Source organism: Thauera sp. WH-1 (genome assembly GCF_047806685.1).
Taxonomy (GTDB): Bacteria; Pseudomonadota; Gammaproteobacteria; order Burkholderiales; family Rhodocyclaceae; genus Thauera.
Genome location: NZ_JBLQGP010000008.1, coordinates 86,269 through 107,903, shown reverse-complemented (window position 1 = coordinate 107,903; position 21,635 = coordinate 86,269). Strand labels below are relative to the sequence as shown.

The following is a 21,635-nucleotide window of genomic DNA, read 5'->3' as shown; positions in this document are numbered from 1 at the left end:
CGCCTTCAGCGCGGGCGGGCCTCGAGCAGGCCGAGCAGCCGATGCACGGCCTCGTGGGTCGGCACCGCCATCCCCTCGCGCCGGGCAAAGGCGATCAGCACGCCGGTGATCGCCTCGAGCTCGGTGCGCCGGCCCGCCAGCACGTCCTGCAGCATGCTCGCGCGGTTGGCGCCGGTGGCCTCGGCCACCGCACACACGCGCGCATGCGCGGCGGCTTCGTCCAGCGTCAGCCCCTGCGCGTGCAGCACCGGCCAGGCCTCGGCCACCAGCGCATCGAGCCAGATGCGGTAAGGCGGCGCCAGCAGTTCGCCATTGCGCACGCGGAACAGCGCTGCGAGTGGGTTGATGGCGACATTGACCAGCAGCTTCGCCAGCCGCGCCGGCACGATGTCGTCGACCACGCGGGCATCGAAGCCGGCCTGCGCCAGCAGCACCGCCAGCCCTTCGAAGCCGGGTGGCATCAGCACCTCGCCGTCGCCCGACGGTGTCACCCCGCTGTCGTCACGAAACGCCCCCGCGGTGGTGATGCCCTGCGCCGTCAGCGGCAGCGCGCAGTGTGCCCGCAATACCGGCTCGGTCAGGCCGTTCTGCAGCGATAACACGCCCTGCGGCTGCATGCGCGCCGCGGTGCGCGCCGCCTCCGCCGTGTCGCCTGCCTTGACCAGCACGATCACCCACTGCGCCTGCGGCGCCGCTTCGGGCGCCCATGCCTCGGGCATGAAGTGCGCGTCGCCGACGCGTACCCCGGCGCGCAGCGCCGCAGCGGCGGCGTCACGCGCGACCAGGGCGACACGCGTGGTGCGCGCCAGCCGCGCAGCGAAGCTGAGGCCGAGCGCGCCGGCACCGATGAGGGCAATGGGGTAGCGGGCAGGGGCGGGCGGAGTCGGGGTCATCGAGGGCTCCAAGGGCGGTGGGTGGCCGCGGCGCCTGCGCGATGGCGGCCTGGCGTCGGCGCGTGCGCGATTCTAGCCGCGCGGCGGCCGCGCTGTTCCGAAGTTTCGTTTCGGATCAGGGGCGGGCAACGCCCCGGTGGAACATCTGGAGCAGGGCCACAGCCCGCCACCGACCCGCATCCCCATGGCTGGCGCGCCCTGCAGCGCGATGGCACAGCGATTGCACAAGGCCGCCCCAGGCCGGCGCTTCGCCCCGGCTCTGACGTGCAAACGACAAGACGACCATCCACGAGGAGGAAACAATGGATAACACGACGATGCGAAAGGGATCCCGGGCAGCGCAGGGCAGGCGGCTCGGCCTGCTGGCCGGGGCGCTGATGGCGCTCGGCATGGGGCCGGCCCATGCGGTGAGCTTCACGCAGGGGGATGCCACGCTCGACATCAACGGCACCATCAACGGCTTCTACTCCCACCGCAGCGCGGAATCGGGCGGGGTCAAGACCAACAACTCGGCGCTCACCAACGGCCTACTGCCGGGCTGGATCAACTTCGTGTTCACCACCAAGGTCGACGGCCTCGACATCAAGGCCCATGTCGGCTTCGCCCCCGGCATCAACGACAAGTCCGACGTCGTCGGCCTGCCCAGCGATCCGGGCTGCGGGGGCGCCACCGGCTGTGACAGCCCCTTCACCCAGATCGACACCCGCAACCTGTACTTCCAGTTCGGCAACACCGACTGGGGCACGGTCAAGTTCGGCCGTGACATCGGCCTGTTCGGGCAGAAGATCATCCTGTCCGACATGACGCTGCTCGGCCTCGGCGGCAACAGCTACGCCTCCACCCCCTTCAACACCACCTTCGGCATGATCGGCCACGGCTACATGTACACCGGCTTCCAGCCGCAGATCACCTACACCACGCCGACGATGGGCGGCCTGTCGGCCTCGTTCGGGATCTTCGACCCGAACAAGTTCGCCGGCGACGAGACCAAGGATCCCGGCTTCCAGGCCATGGCCAACTACGACTGGGAGGCCGGCACGGCCAAGGGTTCGCTGTGGGCGGGGGCGATCCACCAGCGCACCAGCGGCGCCGGCAGCTTCAACGCCGGTGGTTTCGAGCTTGGCGCCAAGATCGGCATCGGCGCCTTCGAGGCGGTGGCCTACGGCTTCGACGCCAGCGGGCTGGGTCTGTCCACGGTGGGCGCGTTGTTCTTCTCGCCCTTTGCCAAGAACGATGGCAGGGGTTACTTCCTGCAGGGCACCTATACCGTGGGCAAGACCAAGTTCGGTCTCAACTTCGGCGAGAACCGTGACCGCGGCGGCCTGCTGACCGATACCAACACCTTCCGCTCGGCCACCGTCGGCGTCTATCACAGCCTGAACAAGTACATCACCCTGGTCGGCGAATACAACCAGGAGAAGGGCGAGGGCGCCGACCTGTTCCCGGGCGACCTGAAGACGCGGACGATTTCCGTCGGCGGCATCCTGTTCTTCTGAGGCCGTGCCCGGGTTGCTCCATAAATGCCGGATAAATGGAGCAGGTGGAGCAACCCGGGCAATGCTCCAGCCGCTTTTCTGAACGAACATGAGCTCAAGGGACCACGCAAGTGACTGAACTGCAAGAGATCGAGTTGCTGGCACGGGCCCTGCTGAATGAATCGCGTGGCAACCTGCCCGCACACCGTAAAGATCGAGGAGACGACACCATGCTGTACGCACTGCCCGGCCAGACCGATGCCAAGGTCCAGTTCAAGACCCGCTACGACAACTTCATCGGCGGCCAGTGGGTGGCCCCGGTCAAGGGCCAGTATTTCGACGTGGTCACGCCGATCACCGGCCAGAAGTACACCCAGGCCGCACGCTCCACCGCCGAGGACATCGAGCTCGCGCTGGACGCCGCGCACGCCGCCTTCCCGAAGTGGGGCAAGGCCGACGCCACCACCCGCTCGAACGTCCTGCTCAAGATCGCCGACCGCCTGGAGGCCAACCTCGAGCTGCTCGCCTACGCCGAGACCGTCGATAACGGCAAGCCGATCCGCGAGACGCTCAACGCCGACATCCCGCTCGCCGTCGACCATTTCCGCTACTTCGCCGGCTGCCTGCGCGCGCAGGAAGGCGGCATCTCGGAGATCGACGAAAACACCATGGCCTACCACATCCACGAGCCGCTGGGCGTGGTCGGCCAGATCATCCCGTGGAACTTCCCGATCCTGATGGCGGCGTGGAAGCTGGCGCCGGCGCTGGGCGCGGGCAACTGCGTGGTGCTCAAGCCCGCCGAGTCCACTCCGATCTCGATCCTGGTGCTGATGGAGCTGATCGCCGACCTGCTGCCGCCGGGCGTGCTCAACATCGTCAATGGCTATGGCCGCGAGGCCGGCATGCCGCTCGCCACCAGCAAGCGTATCGCCAAGATCGCCTTCACCGGCTCGACCTCCACCGGCCGCGTCATCGCCCAGGCCGCCGCCAACAACCTGATCCCTGCCACACTCGAGCTGGGCGGCAAGTCGCCCAACATCTTCTTCGCCGACGTCATGGACAAGGACGACGCCTTCCTCGACAAGGCGATCGAGGGCCTGGTGCTGTTCGCCTTCAACCAGGGCGAGGTGTGCACCTGCCCGAGCCGCGCGCTGATCCAGGAGTCCATCTACGACCGCTTCATCGAGCGTGCGGTCAAGCGCGTTGCCGCCATCAAGCAGGGCAGCCCGCTCGACACCGACACCATGATGGGTGCGCAGGCCTCTTCTGAACAGATGAGCAAGATCCAGTCCTATCTGCAGCTCGGCAAGGACGAGGGCGCCCAGGTGCTGATCGGCGGCGCGCGCGCCCAGCTCGACGGCGACCTGGCCGACGGCTACTACATCCAGCCGACGCTGTTCAAGGGCCACAACAAGATGCGCATCTTCCAGGAGGAGATCTTCGGGCCGGTGCTCGCGGTGACCACCTTCAAGGACGAGGCCGAGGCCTTGTCGATCGCCAACGACACCTTGTACGGCCTGGGCGCCGGCGTGTGGAGCCGCAACGGCAACGTCGCCTACCGCATGGGTCGCGCCATCCAGGCAGGGCGCGTGTGGACCAACTGCTACCACGCCTACCCGGCGCACGCGGCCTTCGGCGGCTACAAGGAGTCGGGCATCGGTCGCGAGACGCACAAGGTCATGCTCGACCACTACCAGCAGACCAAGAACCTGCTGGTGAGCTACAGCGAGAACAAGCTCGGCTTCTTCTGATCGGCACCCTGTTTCTCCCTCTGCCCGTAGTCGGGTAACTTGCCGGGGGCGGGCGACCGCCCCCGTTTTTTTCGATCTGGAGGCACGCGACATGGTCGAACGCGTCATCGCCACCCCCGCGACGCTCGCGCTGATCGCGCAACTCAAGGCCGAGTATGGTCCGGACCTGATGTTCCACCAGTCCGGCGGCTGCTGCGACAACAGCGCCGCCAACTGCTACCTGCCCACGGATCTGACCATCGGCCCCCACGACGTGCACCTCGGCGACATTGGCGGCGTGCCCTTCTACATCAGCGCCTCGCAGTACGAATACTGGAAGCACACGCAGCTGATCATCGACGTGGTCGACGGCCACGGCGGCACCTTTTCGCTCGAGGGCAACACCGGCAAGGCCTTCCATACCCGGTCCCGGCTGTTCACCGACGACGAGTTCGCCGACATCGAAGCGGAGGATCGCAGGCTCGGGCGGTGACGCCAGCTTGGCGAACAGGATAGGTAGTGGATGCGGGCACCATTCTTGCTTTGAATGTCTCCTGAAGCCGGATGCGCCAGGGTGGCGCAACTTGGCGCCGAGGATCATCGATGGGGCGGGCGGCGGGCGTGATGCGCGCGCCGCCAGTGCCCGTCGGCATGGGGAGACAGGAAGATGGGGCAGATTCACGCGCGTGCCACGCAAGGTGGTGAGCTCGAGTCCTTGCGGCGGCGATACCTGGAGCGCGGCGACGTACCCGAGGGTGGGCTTTCGGCTCCGGTGCTGCGTTCCTGGGAGCGCTGCCAGCGCCTCGGCCTGGAGGTTGGCGAACGCGGCCGGCCCGCCAACACGACGCGTGCCGACCTGATGCTCGCGCGTGAGCGCAACGCCGCCCTGCTCAACCACGCGGGCGGCGTGATGGAGCACCTGTACGAACAGATCCGCGCCTCGGGCAGCATGGTGCTGCTTGCCGACGCGAGCGGACTGATCCTGCACGGTGTCGGCGACCCGTCCTTCGTTGACCGTGCGAGCCGGGTCGCCCTGCAGCCGGGGGCGAGCTGGAGCGAATGCCAGCGCGGCACCAATGCCATCGGCGCCACCCTGATCGAACGCGCACCGGTCGAGATCTTCGGCGCCGAGCATTACCTCGAATGCAACGGTGTGCTCACCTGCAGCGCGGCGCCCATCTTCGATACGAAAGGCGTCTTGCTGGGCGCGCTCGACATCTCCAGCGACCACCGCAAGCCCCAGCCCCACACCCTGGGTCTCGCCCGCATGGGGGTGAGACTGGTCGAGCGCCGCATGTTCGAGAGCGAGCATGCGCGTCACGCGCTGTTTTCCTTTCATGACCGCCCCGAGGGTGTCGGCGGCCTGCAGGAGGGGTTGCTTGCGGTGGATGCCGATGGCGAGATCGTGGCGGCGGATTGTCAGGCCTGCATGCTGCTCGGCATCGAGGGTCGCCGCATCGGGCGTCTGGGCGCCTTCGGCAACCTGTTCCGCAGCGGTTTCGGCACCGTCATCAGCAGGGCGGCGCGTGATCCGGCCGCGCTGATGGAGCTCGAGCTGCGCGACGGCGCGCGCGTGTACGCGCGGGTCCGTGTCAGCCCGGCCTGGAACGCGAACGCCCACGCCGGGCCGAGCGGCCGCGTGCGGCTGGCGCAGGGGCAGGACCCGTCGCGCTCGGCGTGCCAGCGCGTCACCCTCGACAGCTTGGCCACCGGCGACCCCGCCCTGAAGTTCACCCTCGACCGCTGTGCCAAGGTGATCGGGCGCAAGATCCCGGTGCTGATCCAGGGCGAGTCGGGCTCGGGCAAGGAGCTGCTCGCGCGCGCCTGCCACAACAGCGGGCCGCGCGCCGAGGGCCCCTTCGTCGCGGTGAACTGTGCGGCGATCCCCGAGCATCTGATCGAATCCGAGCTCTTCGGCTACGTCGGTGGCGCCTTTACCGGCGCGCGCAAGGAGGGTGCCATCGGCCGCATCCAGCAGGCCGACGGCGGCACGCTCTTTCTCGACGAGATCGGCGACATGCCGCTGGCCATGCAGGCCCGGCTGCTGCGGGTGCTGCAGGAGCGCTGCGTGCAGCCGGTGGGCGGGGGGGAGCCGGTCGCGGTCGACATTGCGCTGCTGTGCGCCACCCATCGCAACCTGGGCGACCTGGTCAAGGCTGGGCTGTTCCGCGAGGATCTCTACTACCGGGTCAACGGCCTCACGGCGTCCCTGCCGCCGCTGCGCGAGCGCACCGACCTGCGCCAGCTCGTGCGCCGCCTGATCGACGACAGCCGCAACCGTCCGGACGCGCGCGACATTGCCGTCGATGCCGCGGCGCTGCGCCTGCTCGAATCCTATGCCTGGCCGGGCAACATCCGTCAGCTGCAGAACGTGCTCGAGGTGGCGCTCGCGCTGCTCGATGCGCATGAAGACCGCATCCTGCCCGAGCACCTGCCCGAGGAGGTCCAGTGCGCGTCGCCCCTCACGCGCGCGGCGGCGGCTCCTGCTTCAGCGGTGCCGCCGCCGGCCGCATCCCGCGCGCCGCTGCGCGGCCGCCGCCCCAAGGACATCGACGACGCCACCATCCGCGAGGTGCTCGAGCGCTTCGACGGCAATCTGTCCGCCGCGGCGCGCCATCTGGGCGTGGCGCGCAACACGCTGTATCGGCGCATGGGCTGCGATTTCTGAACGGAGCTGAATCGAGCGGACCTGAGCGCGCGCGATGGATGCTTGCGCGCACGAACTGCGTGTTCAGTCCGGCTGCGCGGCGCTGGCGCCGTCTTGCGGCGATGTCGATGCCGCCAGTCTGGACTGGTGCGCCTTGCGGTGCAGGCGGACGTCGAGCGCGATCTTGCCGGCGACGAGCATCAGCAGCACCGGCGCGATCGAGCCGCCGCCGGACAGGATCACCACGAACATGCCGGCGATCATCGCCACATGCAGCACGACGATGCGCTTGTACGGGTCCCACATGATCTCGCCCAGCTTGCGGCCGGCGTCCTCGTTGCGCACGAAGTGGTGGGTGACGAGCGAGAAGCCGTGGCTGATGAAGAAGCCGATCGTCGCCACCACCATGCCCATCTGCTCATGGGCGATCCAACGCAGGATGCCGAACAGGTGCTGGAACAATACGAACGGGCCGGGCCATTCCACCGGGCTGACGTAGGGCTCGATCACGTCGCCCGGCAGCCCGGCCATGGTGGCGATGCCCATCAGCACCATGCCGTGCCCGGCGCAGAAGAAGCCGTAGTGGAAGACGAAAAACAGGCCCGGCTCGAAGAAGGCGCGCACGCCGCCCGCGCGCACCAGGCGCAGCAGGGTGTAGACGCCGAGCACCAGGTTCTCCAGCCAGTAGACCAGCAGCAGGGTCTGCGCTTCCCAGGCGAGGAAGAGCACGCCGAACACCGGCACCAGGTTGGCCGCGACCAGGGCCTGGAGCGGCGCGCGGTCGGCACGGGACAGCGCGTCGCTTGGCGAGGCCTGCGCATCGAGCGCGAGCGCGGGCGGCACGGTCGCGGCCGATGCCTGACTGGCGCCGGGCTGCGCGGCAGTGCCGGTCGTCGCGAAGGGGGTCATGCTGGCCATGGGCCGCGGGCAGTCGAGCGCACCGCACACCACCGCGAGCAGCTCGGCTTCGCCCGGGGTGATGCGGGCGTCGTGGCGAGCCGCGGCGTCGAGCGCCGCCACCAGCCGGCGGCGGTAGCCCGGCGTGGTGTCGGCCAGGGCGTCGAGCGCCTGGTCGAGCGCGTCCAGGCGGATCTGCGCAATCGGCAGCGGCCCCGCCAGGCCGTCCGCGGGGGCGAGGGCCGCGCCGCGGGCGAAGGCCGCGCGTGCTGCTTCGGGCTCGCGCTGCCCGGCATGGGCGAGCACCGACAGCAACAGGCTGCAGTGTGCGCCGAGCGCCTGCGGTGACACCCTCAGCGGCTGCGGCGTGCGCGGCAGCAGCGCGTCGCGCAGCAGGCGCAACAGCAGGAAGGCGGACAGGCTGCCGCGGCCGCCGGCACCCACAACCGCGCTGGCCTGGGCGAGCAGGCGTTCGCGCGCGCTGCGCGGGAGCTCGCGCAGACTGCCGAGGGCGAGCTCCATCAGCGCCAGGCGCTGGCCGGCGGGCGGCAGCGACCGGGCAGCGTCGGCGGCCGCGGCGGCGCGCATCGGGTCGCCCTGGCCCGCCAACGCGGCGAGCTGGGTGGAGTGGCGCGGCGGGTCGCGGGAGAGCAGCAAGGCGAGCGCCACCGCGGCCGCGCCCTCTGCGCTGGCGACGCGCTGGCGCAGCGCGCCGGGCAAGGCCTCGAGCGTGTGCTGCGCGGCCTGCAGGGCCGTCGCGGGCGGGGACGCGAAGGCGAGCGGGACGAGCTCGAGCGCCGGTATTGCGCTCGCGGTCTTGGTCGGGGCAGCGGGCACAGCCGGCACAGTGATCGACGCGCTGGCCACGGAGGCGGGCTCGGCCAAGGTCGGCGCGGCGCTCGCGGGCGCTGCGGGCGTGGGCTGCGTGCCGGGCTCGAGCAGCCCGGCATGGGGGAGGGCCGCCGCCTCCCTGGGCGCCGCCGTCGGCGTCGCGGCAGCGGGGGCGGTGGCAAGGTCCGGGGCGATCAGCCGGCCGCCGCTCAGGCGCCGGATGCGCTCGGCCAGCGGCGGGTGGGTGGCGAGCAGGCCGCCCGCGCGGCGCAGGGCGCTGCTGCGGCCGTCGAACAGCATGTGGCTCACCGCCTCGCCCTGGCCGTGCGCCAGGCCGCTGGCCTGCTGCGCCACCTTGTGCAGGGCGCCCAGCAGGCCTTGCGGGTTGCGGGTGAATTGCACCGCCGAGGCATCGGCGAGGAATTCGCGCTGGCGCGACACCGCGGCACGCACCAGGCGGCCGGCAAGCCCGGTGAGGTAGCCGGCCACCACCAGCACCAGGCCGAGCACGACGAGGCCGTTCTTGTCCTTGCCCGAGCTGCGTCCACCGCCGCTGCGCAGCAGCACGCGGCCGGCGCCGGCGAGCATGAAGAGCCCGTGCAGCACCCCCAGCAGGCGCATGTTGAGGCGCATGTCGCCATTAAGTATGTGACTGAACTCATGGGCGATCACGCCCTGCAGTTCGTCGCGGGTGAGGCGCTCGAGCGCGCCGCGCGTCACCGCCACCACCGCCGCACGCGGATGGTCGCCGGCGGCAAAGGCGTTGATCGCGGTCTCGTCCTCGAGCAGGTACACCGGCGGCGCCGGGATGCCGGCGGCGATCGCCATCTCGTCGGCGAGGTTGAGCAGCCGGCGCTCGGCTGCGTCGGTGGTGTTGCGTGCCACCAGCCGTCCGCCCAAAGCGCGTGCCACCGCCTCGCCGCCGCCCGCGGCCAGCGCCGCCACTTTCCAGGCCGAGCCCCCGCCGATGACCCCACCCACGGCCAGCGCGACGAGCAGGAAGAGGCCGGGCTGCCACAGGGCGACCCCCTCGCCGTGCTCGCCCGCGGTCATCGGCAGCAGCGCGAGATAGACCAGCGCGATGCACGCGGCCAGCGCGCAGGCGAAGCCGAGCAGCAGCCAGCGCCCGGCGCGGCGGGCGCGGTCCTGTTCGGCGAAGAAGTCCATCGCCCCGCCGGGCTCAGGGCTTGCCGAAGCTCACCCGCGGCGCCTGGCGCGCCTCGGCGTTCTCCAGCTGCCACAGCTCGGCGGCGGCGAAGTTGAAGCTGTTGGCGACGAGGCTGTCGGGGAACTGCTCGCGCCGCGTGTTGTAGGCCATCACCGCGTCGTTGTAGGCCTGGCGGGCGAAGGCGATGCGGTTTTCGGTGCTGGCGAGCTCTTCCTGCAGCTGCGCCATGTTCTGGTTGGCCTTGAGGTCGGGATAGGCCTCGGCGAGGGCGAAGAAGCGGGTGAGCAGTCCGCCCAGCGCGGCTTCGGCGCTTGCCAGCTCGCCCACTGCGCCTGCGCCCGGCGTGCCGGCCACATCGCCCGCGGCGCCCGCCGCGCGCTGGGCGGCGGACTGGGCGCGGTTGCGCGCCGCGATCACCGCCTCCAGCGTCTCGCGCTCGTGCGCCATGTAGCCCTTGGCGATGTCGACCAGGTTGGGGATCAGGTCGTAGCGCCGCTGCAACTGCACGTCGATCTGAGAGAAGCCGTTCCTGACCCGGTTGCGCAGCGCCACCAGGCCGTTGTAGATGACGATGCCGTAGCCGGCGAGGCCGACCAGCAGCGCGAGGATGATCCATTCCATGAGCTTGCCCTCCTAGACCCGGCATGCTGCCAGAGTTTCGCCCACGGCGACGTGCGCGCGGTCACGCTGGCAGGACCATGGAAGGGAAGGGGCTCAGAAACGATAGCTTGCGCTCGCACCGGCGAACCAGCTGCGCTCGGGGCCGGGCTCGTAGTAGCGGCCATTGCCGTCACCCACGATGACCGAGCCGATGTGCTTGCGGTCGAATACGTTGTCGACGCGCAGCAGTTGCGCCAGCGTCCATGGGCCATGCTTCTGCTCGGCGGACAGGCGCAGGTTGAACAGCGTGTAGCCGGGTGCAGGGCGATCGTCGTTGAGATCGTTGACGTACACCTTGCTGCGATACAGGGCCTCGCCCGCCACCGTGAGGTCGGCGATCGGTTTCCAGGCGAGTTCCGCATATGCGGCGAACTGCGGCACGCCGGGGATGCGGTTGCCGGCGGGCACGGTCGCGCCGCGGCTGACGAAGGCCTCGTCGTATTCGGCCTTCAGCCAGGTCAGCGAGGCGCGCCCGGTCAGGCTGGGGCTGAACTCGGACTCGGCGGCGAGCTCGATGCCTTCGCGCAGTGTGCGGCCCGCGTTCTGGTAGCTGGTGCGCCCGCCGCTCGATTCGGCGACGACGATCTCGTCCTTCGTCTCGATGCGGAACACCGCCGCATTGACGCGGGTCGTGTCGCCGACGAAGGCCTTCAGGCCCAGTTCGGCCTGTTTGCTGGTGGAGGGCCGCAGGCCGAAGTTGAAGCCGGTCGATGGCGTTGCGTAGGAGAGTTCGTTCAGCGTCGGCGTCTCGAAGCCTTCGCCGTAGCTCGCATAGGCATTGAGCACCGGGCTGATCGCATACACGACGCCGAGCGAAGGCGTGGTTTCGGTATAGCGCGCGCTGCCACTGTCGTCGCCATTCGTGCCGACGATGTAACGATCATCGACCTTGAACGCCACGCGGGAGTGGCGGATGCCCGCCGACCATTGCCACGGCCCCTGTTTCCACAGCGCCTGGAGGTAGGGGTCGGTGCTGGTGATGGTGTCGATCTCGTTGCGGCGCAGATTGCCCTTGACGCCCAGGGTGGTGCCGATGAAGTTCTCGTAGCCGCGGCGATCGTCTTCCGAGCGGTCGTAGTCGAGGCCGACGGTCACGGTCAGCTCGCCGTCGCCGAAGCTGCGCTGGGCGATCCAGCGCGCCCCCAGGCCGTAGAAGTCGCGGTCGAAGTCGACCACGCCGCCGGCGTGACGCGCGTTGCCCTGCGGCCCGGTAGGGATCGACTGGTACTGGGTGACGCTGCGCCGCCCGCTGTAGGCGGACACCTGCAGCCTGTCCTCGCCCAGGCGGCGCTCGTAGGTCGCCCCGCCCTGCAGGTGGTGGATGCTCTTGCGCGTGTTGAACTGCTTTGCGACGTCCTCGACGGCACGCGGATCGCGTTGATAGGTCTCCCACCTCACCCCCAGCGGATCCAGCGTGTCGGGCTGGCGCAGGCCGTTGGCGACCAGGGTCAGCGTGCTGTCCTCGTCCGGACGGAAGGTGAGCTTGGCGAAGCCCTGGTCGCGGCGGGTCTTGCTGTGGTCGCGGTAGCCGTCGGTGTCGAAGCGCGAGGCGTCGACGACGAAGCCGACGCCGGACTGCTCGCCCTCCAGGCCGACGCCGAACTTGCTCGTGCCCCAGGCGCCGAACAGCGCGTTGGCGCGCAGGCGCGGCGCGCCCTCGCCGTTGCGCGAGAAGAGCTGGATCACGCCGCCGGCGTGGTTGCCATACACGGTGGAGAAGGGGCCGCGCATGACCTCGATGCGCTCGGCGGTGTCGAGGTTGAAGGTGGCGGCCTGGCCCTGGCCGTCGGGGTTGGTGGCGGGGATGCCGTCGGCAATGAGCTTGACGCCGCGGACGCCGAAGGCGGCGCGGGCGCCGAAGCCGCGCACCGAGATCTGCAGGTCCTGGGCGTAGTTCTGGCGGTTCTGGATCACCAGGCCGGGCACGCCGGCGAGCGCCTCGGAGGCATTGACGCCGAGGTTGCCCGCCTGGTTGGCGCGCATGTCCACCGAATCGACCGAGTAGGGCAGGTCGAAGCTCTCGGTCGCCACCGGGCTGCCGGTCACCACCACCGGGTTGAGCACCACCGCACTCGGGCTCGCCGTGGCGCCATCCTGCGCGCCGGCAAGACAGGCGAAGCCGGCCAGCGCGCCCGGAACGCCGAGGCGGAGCAGCTGCGCGAGCGTCTTCGTGCGCGGCTGCGCGCGGCCGGCGGTGCGGGGAGCGGGGGCGACGGGGGCGGCACGATGCTTGGGTTTCACGGTCGGACTCCTCGGCGGGGCATGGCTGGCCGGGCATTGTCGCCGATGGCCCCTTGTCGCCGCCTCAACGCAGGGCCGAGCGCCGCCTACAGAAAATCATGAGACCGCCGGCGCGGGCCGCATTCAGCGCGCTTCGGCGCGCTTCGGCGGGGCGGCGAGGGCTCAGCCTGCCGCCCAGGTGTCGAAATCGCCATGGTCGGCGAAGTGCGCCAGGGCTTCGATCAGCGCCCGCGCCATCGCCGGCTCGAAGGGGCTGTGGCCGGCGGCGTCGATCAGGCGCAGGCGGCTGCCCGGCAGCGCCGCGTGCAGGCGCAGCGCGTTGCGCGTGCGGCATACGAGGTCGAGGCGGCCATGGACCAGCGCGGTGGGAAGGCCGGCCATGCGCTGCGCCGCCTCGAGCACGCCGTCCTCGTCGAGGAAGCAGCGGTGGGCGAGGTAGTGCGCCTGCACGCGGTACTTGTCGATCAGCGCCGCCAGCGCCTCGGTGTTGCGCGCGGGTGGCGGTGGCGCTGGCCGTGCGGGTGAGATCACCGCGTCCTCCCACGCCGCCCAGGCCTGCGCCGCATGGGCGGCCGCGCGCGCGTCGGTGCCGGCGAGCGCGGCGCACAGCGCGGCGAGCGCGCGGCCCTCGGCGGCTTGCGGCACGGCCGCGCACAGTGCGGCCCAGGCCTCGGCACAGATCGCCCCGGCGCCCTCGGGGCCGAAGAACCAGTCGAGGTCGGCCTGCCCGGTGAGGAAGCTGCCGCGCAGGATGGCGCCCAGGCAGGCCTGCCGATAGGCGCTGCAATACGCCACCCCCAGCGCCGCGCCCCACGAGCCGCCGAACACCAGCCAGCGCTCGATGCCCAGGTGAAGGCGCAGGCGCTCGATGTCCTCGACCAGCTCGCGGGTGGTGTTGGCGCGGCAGGCGCCGCGCGGCGTGCTGCGCCCGCAGCCGCGCTGGTCGAACAGCACGACGTGAAAGCGCGCGGGATCGAACAGCTGGCGCTGGCGGGCATTGCAGCCACTGCCGGGCCCGCCGTGCAGGAACAGCACCGGCAGGCCGTCGGCGTTGCCGCAGCGCTCGAAGTACAGGCGGTGTCCGTCGCCGACGTCGAGCAGGCCGTTTGCGAGGAGGGGCGAGGGCGGGAAGAGGGGGGCGTGGGGCAGCATGGCGTGGGGAGGCGGGTTGTGCGGCCGCGGGGACCTCAGTCCGGGCTCGTCGATGATGGACGCTTGCGGCCGGCCAGGTCCGACTCCTCGATCCACTCCCGCCACACCGCCATCAGCACGGCAAGCACGACCGGCCCCAGGAAGAGGCCGACCAGGCCGAATGCGGCCAGGCCACCGAGGACGCCGAACATCACCAGCAGAAAGGGGATCTGGGTTGCGTTGCTGATGACGAGCGGGCGGACGAGGTTGTCCACCCAGCTCACCACCAGCGCCCCCCACAGCAGCAGGCCGATGCCGGCTGCCGTGTCGCCGCTGACGAGCAGCCACACGCCCAGCGAACCCCACGCGAACGGCGTGCCGAACGGGATCATCGCAATCAGGGCGGTGACCGCTCCGAGCAGCACCGGCGCCGGCAGGCCCGCCCACCAGTAGCCCAGGCCGGCCACCAGGCCTTGCCCCAGCGCGGTCGCAATCAGCCCCCACACCACTGCCTTCGTCATGCCGCCGACCGCGGCGAGGTAGGCATCGACGCGCTCGCCAAGGAAACGGTGCAGCACGACCTGGACCTGGGCCAGCACACGATCGCCATCGCGGTACAGGAAGAACACGGTGATCAGCGCAAAGCCGAGCTTGGCGGCGTTTCGCCCCACATCGCCGAGGAGGGCGACGGCCTGGTCGCTGCCCTGTCGCACCCACTCGGTGAGTTGCGCCTTGAAGGCGTCGGGATCCCCGGTGAGGTCGTTGAGAAGTGCCTGCAAGGCGTCGCCGATCCACGGGATCGCGCGGATGAAATCCGGCAGCCCCAGCGAGCCCGCCTTGATCTGTGCGGTGACCGTGGCAATGGCCACGCCGACCTCGGTCCTCAGCAGCGCACCCATCCATAGCGCGGGCAGGATGAATGCGGCGCTGAGCAGCAGGGTCATCAGCAGCGCACTGAGGCTCGGGTAGCGCCGCAGGCGCGCGCGCAGCCTGCGGTAGAGCGGCCAGGTCGCAAACGCAATGATGATCGCCCAGGCCACCGGCACGATGAAGACGTGCAGCACGGCATAGCTGAGCACCAGCAGGCCGCCGAGCAGGAAGCCGAGGATGACTCTGCGGGCGACTTTCTCTGCAACCTGATCGATCATGATGCTTCCCTTCGCGCTCGAGTGCTCAGCAGCCTTGCCGCGCGTGGATCAGCCCTTGGATCGGCGGCTGGCGTGCGAACAAGGCCAGTCAGTCTTTCAGGGGGGGCGGCGGCTCGACGTCGGCCGCCGCCTCGGGGACGGGGTCGGGCAGTCGCGTCGCCAGCACCTTGTCGATGCGCTTGCCGTCGAGGTCGATGACCTCCAGGCGCCAGTTTTCCCAGGTGGCGACGTCGCCGGTGCTGGGCATGCGGCCGAGCAGCCACATCACCATGCCGGACAAGGTGTGATAGCGGCCCTTCTCCTCTTCGGGGACGGTCTTGATGACCAGGCGGTCCTTGAGCTCGACGATCGGAATGAGTCCGTCGAGCAGCCAGGAGCCGTCCTCGCGCTGCACCGCCCACGACTCCTCGGTGTCGTGCGGCAGGAACTCGCCGGTTACCGACTCGATGACGTCGTGCAGCGTCACCATCCCTTGCACCTCGCCATATTCGTCGATCACGAACACGATGTAGGTGCCCGAGGCGCGGAACTGGTCGAGCAGCTCCATGCCCGTGAGCGATTCGGGCACATAGACCGGTGCCTGCAGATCCTGCGTGAGGTCGATGCTCTCGCCGCGCAGCATCCGCGAGAAGATCTTCTTCGCGCTGGCGATGCCGAGGATGTCATCCAGCCCATTGCGGCACACCGGGAAGCTGGAGTGCGCGGATTCGGCCACCAGCGCCAGGTTCTCGTCGAGCGGGCGATCGACGTCCAGCGAGACGATGTCCGCGCGCGGCACCATCAGCGAGCCGATCTGACGATCGTCGAGGCGGAACACGTTGCGCACCATCTCGTGTTCGCTCTTCTCGATGACGCCGGCCTCCGAGCCCTCGTTGAGCAGCGCGTGGATCTCTTCCTCCGTCACACTCGGGCCGGTGTTCTCGCGCTGGCCCATCAACCTCAACAGCAAGGCCGTCGAGCCGGCCAGCAGATGCACGAACGGGCGCGAGGCGATGGCCAGCACGTTCATCGGGCGCGCCACGAGGCGGGCAATGCCTTCCGGGTTGATCTGGCCGATGCGCTTGGGGACGAGCTCGCCGACCACGATCGAGACATAGGTGATGACCACCACGACGAGGACGGTCGAGCCGATCTCGCTGGTGCGCTGCTCCATGCCCAGGGTCTGCAGCCAGTCCGCCAGCGGGCCCGCCAGGGCCGCCTCGCCGACGATGCCGTTGAGGATGCCGATCGAGGTGATGCCGATCTGGATGGTGGACAGGAAGCGGGTCGGATCCTCGCCGAGCTTGATGGCGACTTCGGCCGAGCCGTCACCGTCCTCCGCGAGGCGCGCGAGGCGAGCGCGCCGCGCGGTGACGAGCGCGATCTCCGACATCGCAAAGACACCGTTGAGCACGATGAGGGCGATCAGTAGGGCAATTTCCATGGTTCAGGGTCAGCGGAGCGTGCAGCGGTAAGGATGAGCAAGAATCTGCCGGGCGGCATGATCGAGAGCGGACAGCAGCGAGCGTGCCTCGAGACGCCATGCAGGCGTCGGGCATGCCAGGCAAACCCGAGCAACGCGGACTGCGGGTCGTTTCGTCGGTGTCGGTGAACGTGATACGCCCCAGGGGCAACATCGGCCTGGGGCGTCTTCCGGAGCGGGGCGCGGCCCTTCGTCCGGGAAGGCAGAGGGAGAACTCTGGCGGCTGGAGCGGCGACTCATAGGGCGGAGTGCAGGGCACCCCGCGCGATCCTTGATCTGTTTCGAGGAAAGCAATCATGCCCGAGCTGGCCGGGTGTGTCGAGATCCGGGCAAGGGCGGTCGCCGCCTTGCTCTCGCATATGTCGGCGCTCGGCGTGGCCGAGATCGTGGAACGCGAGGCCGGACGGCGCGCTGGTGGCGGCAGCCCTCGGGCATCAAGATTTTCATGAGGCCTGGTTCCGCACTTTCGTGATGCGAATTATTCCGCGTCCAGTCACTCTTATACACACGGCCGGCGAACCGGTCGGCGGTGCCAGGGAGCGGCGCCGATCCCACCCAGAGACGACACAGGAGACGACCATGAAATGGGAAACCCCCGCAGCCAGCGACATGCGCTTCGGCTTTGAAATCACGATGTACATTGCCAACCGCTAAGGCGTGATCCGGGGCGGTGCGGCGCGCGTCCCCGCGCCGTCCCGCCCTTTTCACGTGCGCGTGCGGCATGCACGCCAGGAGAACCGATGAAGATCCGCGTGCTCGGTTCCGCCGCCGGTGGCGGCTTTCCGCAGTGGAACTGCAACTGCCCCAACTGCGACGGCCTGCGCAAGGGACGCATCCGCGCCCAGGCCCGCACCCAGTCCTCGATTGCCGCCAGCGGCGACGACGAGAACTGGGTGCTGTTCAACGCCTCGCCCGACGTGCTGCAGCAGATCCGCAGCTTCCCCGCGCTGCAACCGGCGCGCGCGCTGCGCGACACCGGCATCGCGGCGATCGTGCTTATCGACGCCCAGATCGACCACACCACCGGCCTCTACATGCTGCGCGAGCACCGCAAGCCGTGGCCGGTGTGGTGCACCGCCTGCGTGCGGGAGGACCTGTCGGTGGGCAACCCGGTGTTCGGCGTGCTCGGCCACTACAGCGGCATCGCCTGGCGCGAGCTGCCGCTGCAGGCGCGCTTTGCCATCGAGGGCGCGCCCGGACTCGGCTTCGAGGCCGTGGCGCTGACCAGCAACGCGCCGCCTTACTCGCCGCACCGTGACCGTCCGCAGCCGGGCGACAACATCGGCGTCACGCTCGTAGATGCGGCCAGCGGCAAGCGCCTGTTCTACGCCCCCGGCCTGGGCGAGATGGAGCCCCATGTGTGGGAGGCGATGCAGGCTGCCGACTGCGTGCTGGTCGATGGCACGCTGTGGACCGACGACGAGATGATCCGCCTCGGCGCCTCGGGCAAGACCTCGCGCGCCATGGGGCACCTGCCGCAGTCCGGCCCCGGCGGCATGCTCGAGTGGCTGGACAAGCTGCCGGCCAGCACGCGCAAGGTGCTGATCCACATCAACAACACCAACCCGATCCTCGACGAGGACAGCCGCGAGCGTGCCGAGCTGGCCGCGCACGGCATCGAGGTCGCCTTCGACGGCATGGAGATCGCGCTGTGAGCTACATAGACCAGATCAGCATCGAGCACACCGCAGCGCTCACGTCCCGCGCGGATGATCTCCCGCCATGGAGCCCGGCCGAGTTCGAGTCCCTGCTGCGCGATAAGGGCACGAGCTACCACATCTACCATCCTTTCCACGTGATGATGGCCGAGGGCAAGCTCAGCCGCGAACAACTGCAGGGCTGGGTGGCGAACCGCTTCTACTACCAGATCTCGATCCCGGTGAAGGACGCCGCCATCCTGTCCAACTGCCCCGACCGCGCGATCCGCCGCGAGTGGATCCAGCGCATCCTCGACCACGATGGCTTCGAGATCGGCGACGTGAAGGACCCCGGCGGCATCGAGGCCTGGATCCGGCTCGGTGAGGCGACCGGCCTTTCCCGCGACGACGTGACCTCGCTGCGTTTCGTCGCGCCGGCGACGCGCTTCGCGGTCGACGCCTACATCAACTTCGCCCGCCAGCGCCCGTGGCAGGAGGCGGTGGCCTCCAGCCTCACCGAACTCTTCGCGCCGCACATCCACCAGCAGCGCCTGGACACCTGGCCGACACACTACCCCTGGGTCGATACCGCCGGCCTGCAGTACTTCCGCAACCGCCTCACCCAGGCGCGGCGCGACGTCGAGCACGGCCTGCGTTTCACGCTCGAGTACTTCAGTCAGAGCCGGGCGATGCAGCAGCGCGCGCTCGACATCCTGCAGTTCAAGCTCGACGTGCTGTGGGCGATGGCCGACGCGATCATGCTGAGCCAGTGCGAGGTGGCGATCGTCGGCCCGCGCAAGGGGGCGGCACGATGAGCGAGACGGCGACGATCGGCCTTGAGGCCACTCCGCGCGTGTCCAGGCGCTTTCGCCTGCAGTGGGAGGAGGCGCAGCAGGCCTGGGTGCTGCTCTACCCGGAAGGCATGGTCAAGCTCAACCAGAGCGCGGGCGAGATCCTGCGCCGCTGCGACGGCGCGCGCAGCGTGGCCGAGGTGGTCGCCGACCTGGAGCAGGCCTTCGCCACCACCGGGCTCGAGGCCGACGTGATCGCCTTTCTCGAATTGGCGCGCAAACAGCAGTGGGTGGAGGTGTGAGGTGAGCATGAACCCGCCGCGCCCATGTCTGCCGCGCCCACAGGGCGGACCCGCCGCCAGCGCGTTTGCTGCACGCGCGCTGGCGTTCGCCGGAGGCTGCCAATCATGACTGCGCCCATTCCTGCCCCCATTCCCGCCCAGCCCGGCCCGCCGCTGTGGCTACTGGCCGAGCTCACCTACCGCTGCCCGCTGCACTGCGTGTTCTGCTACAACCCGGTCGATTTCGCCCACACCCCGGACGAGCTCTCCACCGACGACTGGCTGCGCGTGCTGCGCGAGGCGAGGGCGGCGGGCAGCGTGCAGTGCGGCTTCTCGGGCGGCGAGCCGCTGCTGCGCGATGACCTCGAGGTGCTGGTCGCCGAGGCGCACCGGCTCGGCTTCTACACCAACCTGCTGACCTCCGGCGTCGGCCTCACCGAGGTCCGGGCGAGGGCGCTGAAGGACGCCGGCCTCGCCCACATCCAGCTCTCCTTCCAGGATTCCACCAGGGAACTCAACGACTTCCTGTCGCACACCCGCACCTTCGAGCTCAAGCAGAAGGTGGCTGCCACGATCAAGGACAATGGCTGGCCGATGGTGATGAACTGCGTCATCCATCGCCTCAACATCGACTACATCGACCGCATCATCGACATGGCGGTGGAACTGGGCGCCGAGTACCTGGAGCTCGCCAACAGCCAGTACTACTCGTGGGCGATGATCAACCGCGACCAGCTGCTGCCTTCGCGCGAACAGATCGAGCGCGCCGAGCGCGTCACCAACGCGCGACGCCAGCGCTACGGCGACCGCATCCGCATCTTCTTCGTCGTGCCCGACTATCACGAGAAGCGGCCGAAGAAGTGCATGAACGGCTGGGGCAACGTCTTCCTCACCGTCACCCCCGACGGCACCGCCTTGCCCTGCCACACCGCGCGCATGCTGCCCGGGCTGGCCTTTCCCAATGTGCGCGACATGGACGTGCGCCGCATCTGGTACGAGTCCGAAGGCTTCAACCGCTATCGGGGCACGGGCTGGATGAAGGAACCCTGTCGCAGCTGCCCGGAGCAGGACAAGGATCTCGGCGGCTGCCGCTGCCAGGCCTTCATGCTCACCGGCGATCCGGCGGCGGCCGACCCGGTGTGCGACAAGTCGCCTTCGCATCACAAGGTGATCGAGGCGGTCGAGCGCGCCGAGCGCGGCGAAGTGGCGGTGGTGGAGCGCCCGCTGGTGTTTCGCGGGCCGGAGGAATCGCGCCGGCGTCTCGGCGGTCTGGCCGGGATCAAGTGAGCATCGTGTTCCAGTGTGCGCGGGCGCAGGGCGCAAGGCCTGGGCCATGAGGCGCGATGGCTCTCCGCAAAGCAGAAAGCCCGGCGAGATGGCCGGGCTTTCCAGTTTGCAGCGGGTAATCCCGTAGAGCGGATCAGGCGGCGCTGCGGACCTTGTACCACATGGCATAGGCCCAGCACGCGGCGCAGAAGCCGCTGATGAGGTCGATGAAGGCGAACACCATCAGCACCGCGGCCGGGATCAGGCCGATCTCAGAACCCAGCAGCCAGGTCACGAGCATGATCGTGCCGGCGATCGCCACCAGCTTGTCGGCGAACATCTTGGCGCCGGCGTTGATCGGCTTGGCCAGGCCGAGCTTGCGCGTGAGGGCGGAGAAGCCGAGGTAGGAGGGGCACTTGTGCGGCGAAACGAAGCCACGCAGCAGGCCGCCCAGCGCGAGGATGACGGCGAGCCACTTGTAGGGCGTGAAGAAGTAGAGGGCGCTCACCGCCAGCGTGACGGCGGCATGGAAGCGGTAGGCGTTGGAGCAGACGGGGGCAATGTCGAAGCGCAGCATGACAGGACCTGGGGCGAGAGTTGAGTTGCATGTGAGTATATCAACGAATACTGATTGATCAAGATGACTGTTGTTCCAGGAAACCAGCCGATGGGCCAGCGGGCCGTCATCGCCTGTGGCCGGGAGCGGACCCGTCGCGGCACCCGGGGTGCGCCGCCAAGGGTATCCAGACGCAATTTCGCATGCGGATCGGGCGGCGGCGGCGCTACCATGGCAATCCTTCAACTTCACGAGTGCAGGCGCTCATGCCGGTCGGTTTGCTGTTTGCCTTGCTACGCGATCCTGCATCCACCGGAGCGGTGCTCCCTTCGTCACGTGCGCTGGCAAATGCGATGGCGCATGCCGCTGTGGGTGCCGATGCCGTGGTCGAGCTCGGCGCGGGAACCGGGCCGGTCACCGAAGCCTTGCTGCGGCACTTGCCGGGCGTGCCCTTGATCGCGGTTGAACTCCAGGCCCCGCTGGCGCGACGCCTGCGGGCGCGCTTCCCGTCGATCGACGTGCGCCAGGCCGCGGCCAAGCAGGTGGTCGACGGCCTGGTCGACCACCCCGGGCGTGTGGTGCTGGTCTCCAGCCTGCCCTTCCGCTCCCTGCCGAAGGAGGTGGGGGCGGAAACGGTGGACAGCATCTGCGCCTTCCTGGCGCAGAGCCCCGAGCGCAAGCTGGTGCAGTTCACCTACCAGCCGCGGGCCCCGTTTGCGGCGCCGCGCGAGCTGCGCTGGCACCGTCGCGCGGTGGTGTGGCGCAACACGCCGCCGGCCGGCATCTGGGAGCTGCAGGCGGCGCGCTGAGCCGCATGCTGG

At 69.5% G+C, this 21,635-nt stretch carries 19 protein-coding genes; 11 read left to right on the top strand and 8 right to left on the bottom strand.

All coding sequences use genetic code 11. From position 1 onward, the window contains the following. Positions 1-5 precede the first annotated feature (5 nt). Complete coding sequence (locus tag ACMV5O_RS10225; RefSeq protein ID WP_416163360.1) at positions 6-893, bottom strand: ketopantoate reductase family protein; 888 nt, start codon at positions 891-893, stop codon at positions 6-8. Between the two features lie 302 nt (positions 894-1,195). Here ACMV5O_RS10225 and ACMV5O_RS10220 point away from each other — a divergent pair, with 302 nt between their 5' ends. From ACMV5O_RS10220 to ACMV5O_RS10205, 4 genes are all read left to right on the top strand, one after another. Then, positions 1,196-2,389: a porin gene (locus ACMV5O_RS10220; protein ID WP_416163359.1), complete on the top strand. Its 1,194-nt coding sequence runs from the start codon at positions 1,196-1,198 to the stop codon at positions 2,387-2,389. Positions 2,390-2,598: 209 nt separating this feature from the next. Continuing rightward, positions 2,599-4,119, top strand: a complete 1,521-nt coding sequence (adh, locus tag ACMV5O_RS10215) for an aldehyde dehydrogenase (protein ID WP_416163404.1) — start codon at positions 2,599-2,601, stop codon at positions 4,117-4,119. A 91-nt stretch (positions 4,120-4,210) separates the two neighbouring features. After that, positions 4,211-4,591: a DUF779 domain-containing protein gene (locus ACMV5O_RS10210; RefSeq protein ID WP_416163358.1), complete on the top strand. Its 381-nt coding sequence runs from the start codon at positions 4,211-4,213 to the stop codon at positions 4,589-4,591. A gap of 174 nt (positions 4,592-4,765) precedes the next feature. Continuing rightward, on the top strand, positions 4,766-6,766 hold the full coding sequence (locus ACMV5O_RS10205) for a sigma-54-dependent Fis family transcriptional regulator (protein WP_416163357.1): 2,001 nt from the start codon (positions 4,766-4,768) through the stop codon (positions 6,764-6,766). A 63-nt stretch (positions 6,767-6,829) separates the two neighbouring features. Here the strand turns inward: ACMV5O_RS10205 and ACMV5O_RS10200 are convergent, their stop codons facing one another. From ACMV5O_RS10200 to ACMV5O_RS10175, 6 genes are all read right to left on the bottom strand, one after another. Then, positions 6,830-9,640, bottom strand: coding sequence for a DUF6498-containing protein (locus ACMV5O_RS10200; protein WP_416163356.1), 2,811 nt, complete (start codon positions 9,638-9,640; stop codon positions 6,830-6,832). A 13-nt stretch (positions 9,641-9,653) separates the two neighbouring features. Continuing rightward, entirely contained in the window at positions 9,654-10,262 is a 609-nt protein-coding gene (locus ACMV5O_RS10195) for a LemA family protein (protein WP_416163355.1), read from the bottom strand. A 93-nt stretch (positions 10,263-10,355) separates the two neighbouring features. After that, positions 10,356-12,542, bottom strand: coding sequence for a TonB-dependent receptor family protein (locus tag ACMV5O_RS10190; protein WP_416163354.1), 2,187 nt, complete (start codon positions 12,540-12,542; stop codon positions 10,356-10,358). A 162-nt stretch (positions 12,543-12,704) separates the two neighbouring features. Further along, a complete protein-coding gene (gene pip, locus ACMV5O_RS10185) occupies positions 12,705-13,694 on the bottom strand; it encodes a prolyl aminopeptidase (protein WP_416163353.1) in 990 nt (329 codons plus the stop codon). Between the two features lie 35 nt (positions 13,695-13,729). Then, positions 13,730-14,821 carry an AI-2E family transporter gene (locus tag ACMV5O_RS10180; RefSeq protein WP_416163352.1) on the bottom strand — a complete coding sequence of 364 codons (1,092 nt, stop codon included), beginning with the start codon at positions 14,819-14,821 and terminating at the stop codon, positions 13,730-13,732. A gap of 88 nt (positions 14,822-14,909) precedes the next feature. Further along, positions 14,910-16,244, bottom strand: a complete 1,335-nt coding sequence (locus ACMV5O_RS10175; protein WP_416163351.1) for a hemolysin family protein — start codon at positions 16,242-16,244, stop codon at positions 14,910-14,912. 335 nt (positions 16,245-16,579) lie between these two features. Between ACMV5O_RS10175 and ACMV5O_RS10170 the strand changes: the two genes are divergently transcribed. The 6 genes from ACMV5O_RS10170 (at position 16,580) to pqqE (ending at position 20,279) form a co-directional block, all read left to right on the top strand. Next, positions 16,580-16,732, top strand: coding sequence for a hypothetical protein (locus tag ACMV5O_RS10170; protein WP_416163350.1), 153 nt, complete (start codon positions 16,580-16,582; stop codon positions 16,730-16,732). A gap of 130 nt (positions 16,733-16,862) precedes the next feature. Then, complete coding sequence (gene pqqA / locus ACMV5O_RS10165; RefSeq protein WP_002927495.1) at positions 16,863-16,937, top strand: pyrroloquinoline quinone precursor peptide PqqA; 75 nt, start codon at positions 16,863-16,865, stop codon at positions 16,935-16,937. Between the two features lie 86 nt (positions 16,938-17,023). Continuing rightward, on the top strand, positions 17,024-17,938 hold the full coding sequence (pqqB, locus tag ACMV5O_RS10160; protein WP_416163349.1) for a pyrroloquinoline quinone biosynthesis protein PqqB: 915 nt from the start codon (positions 17,024-17,026) through the stop codon (positions 17,936-17,938). Then, the gene (pqqC, locus tag ACMV5O_RS10155; protein ID WP_416163348.1) at positions 17,935-18,735 is read left to right on the top strand and encodes a pyrroloquinoline-quinone synthase PqqC; all 801 of its coding nucleotides are present in this window, start codon (positions 17,935-17,937) and stop codon (positions 18,733-18,735) included. The genes pqqB and pqqC overlap by 4 nt, the downstream gene beginning before the upstream one ends. Then, a complete protein-coding gene (gene pqqD / locus ACMV5O_RS10150) occupies positions 18,732-19,013 on the top strand; it encodes a pyrroloquinoline quinone biosynthesis peptide chaperone PqqD (protein WP_416163347.1) in 282 nt (93 codons plus the stop codon). The genes pqqC and pqqD overlap by 4 nt, the downstream gene beginning before the upstream one ends. Before the next feature lie 105 nt (positions 19,014-19,118). After that, positions 19,119-20,279 carry a pyrroloquinoline quinone biosynthesis protein PqqE gene (gene pqqE, locus ACMV5O_RS10145; RefSeq protein WP_416163346.1) on the top strand — a complete coding sequence of 387 codons (1,161 nt, stop codon included), beginning with the start codon at positions 19,119-19,121 and terminating at the stop codon, positions 20,277-20,279. A gap of 133 nt (positions 20,280-20,412) precedes the next feature. Here the strand turns inward: pqqE and ACMV5O_RS10140 are convergent, their stop codons facing one another. After that, on the bottom strand, positions 20,413-20,835 hold the full coding sequence (locus tag ACMV5O_RS10140) for a DUF4395 family protein (RefSeq protein ID WP_416163345.1): 423 nt from the start codon (positions 20,833-20,835) through the stop codon (positions 20,413-20,415). A gap of 332 nt (positions 20,836-21,167) precedes the next feature. Between ACMV5O_RS10140 and ACMV5O_RS10135 the strand changes: the two genes are divergently transcribed. Next, positions 21,168-21,623 (top strand): class I SAM-dependent methyltransferase, encoded by a 456-nt coding sequence (locus ACMV5O_RS10135; RefSeq protein ID WP_416163344.1) that lies wholly within the window; start codon positions 21,168-21,170, stop codon positions 21,621-21,623. Positions 21,624-21,635 lie beyond the last annotated feature (12 nt).

Coding starts and splice junctions, on each gene's coding strand:
- ACMV5O_RS10170 (WP_416163350.1), top strand. CDS start 16,580: ATGCCCGAGCTGGCCGGGTGTGTCGAGATCCGGGCAAGGGCGGTCGCC.
- ACMV5O_RS10210 (WP_416163358.1), top strand. CDS start 4,211: ATGGTCGAACGCGTCATCGCCACCCCCGCGACGCTCGCGCTGATCGCG.
- pip (WP_416163353.1), bottom strand. CDS start 13,694: ATGCTGCCCCACGCCCCCCTCTTCCCGCCCTCGCCCCTCCTCGCAAAC.
- ACMV5O_RS10220 (WP_416163359.1), top strand. CDS start 1,196: ATGGATAACACGACGATGCGAAAGGGATCCCGGGCAGCGCAGGGCAGG.
- pqqD (WP_416163347.1), top strand. CDS start 18,732: ATGAGCGAGACGGCGACGATCGGCCTTGAGGCCACTCCGCGCGTGTCC.
- ACMV5O_RS10180 (WP_416163352.1), bottom strand. CDS start 14,821: ATGATCGATCAGGTTGCAGAGAAAGTCGCCCGCAGAGTCATCCTCGGC.
- pqqE (WP_416163346.1), top strand. CDS start 19,119: ATGACTGCGCCCATTCCTGCCCCCATTCCCGCCCAGCCCGGCCCGCCG.
- ACMV5O_RS10195 (WP_416163355.1), bottom strand. CDS start 10,262: ATGGAATGGATCATCCTCGCGCTGCTGGTCGGCCTCGCCGGCTACGGC.
- pqqB (WP_416163349.1), top strand. CDS start 17,024: ATGAAGATCCGCGTGCTCGGTTCCGCCGCCGGTGGCGGCTTTCCGCAG.
- ACMV5O_RS10140 (WP_416163345.1), bottom strand. CDS start 20,835: ATGCTGCGCTTCGACATTGCCCCCGTCTGCTCCAACGCCTACCGCTTC.
- ACMV5O_RS10175 (WP_416163351.1), bottom strand. CDS start 16,244: ATGGAAATTGCCCTACTGATCGCCCTCATCGTGCTCAACGGTGTCTTT.
- ACMV5O_RS10225 (WP_416163360.1), bottom strand. CDS start 893: ATGACCCCGACTCCGCCCGCCCCTGCCCGCTACCCCATTGCCCTCATC.
- ACMV5O_RS10200 (WP_416163356.1), bottom strand. CDS start 9,640: ATGGACTTCTTCGCCGAACAGGACCGCGCCCGCCGCGCCGGGCGCTGG.
- ACMV5O_RS10205 (WP_416163357.1), top strand. CDS start 4,766: ATGGGGCAGATTCACGCGCGTGCCACGCAAGGTGGTGAGCTCGAGTCC.
- ACMV5O_RS10135 (WP_416163344.1), top strand. CDS start 21,168: ATGGCGCATGCCGCTGTGGGTGCCGATGCCGTGGTCGAGCTCGGCGCG.
- adh (WP_416163404.1), top strand. CDS start 2,599: ATGCTGTACGCACTGCCCGGCCAGACCGATGCCAAGGTCCAGTTCAAG.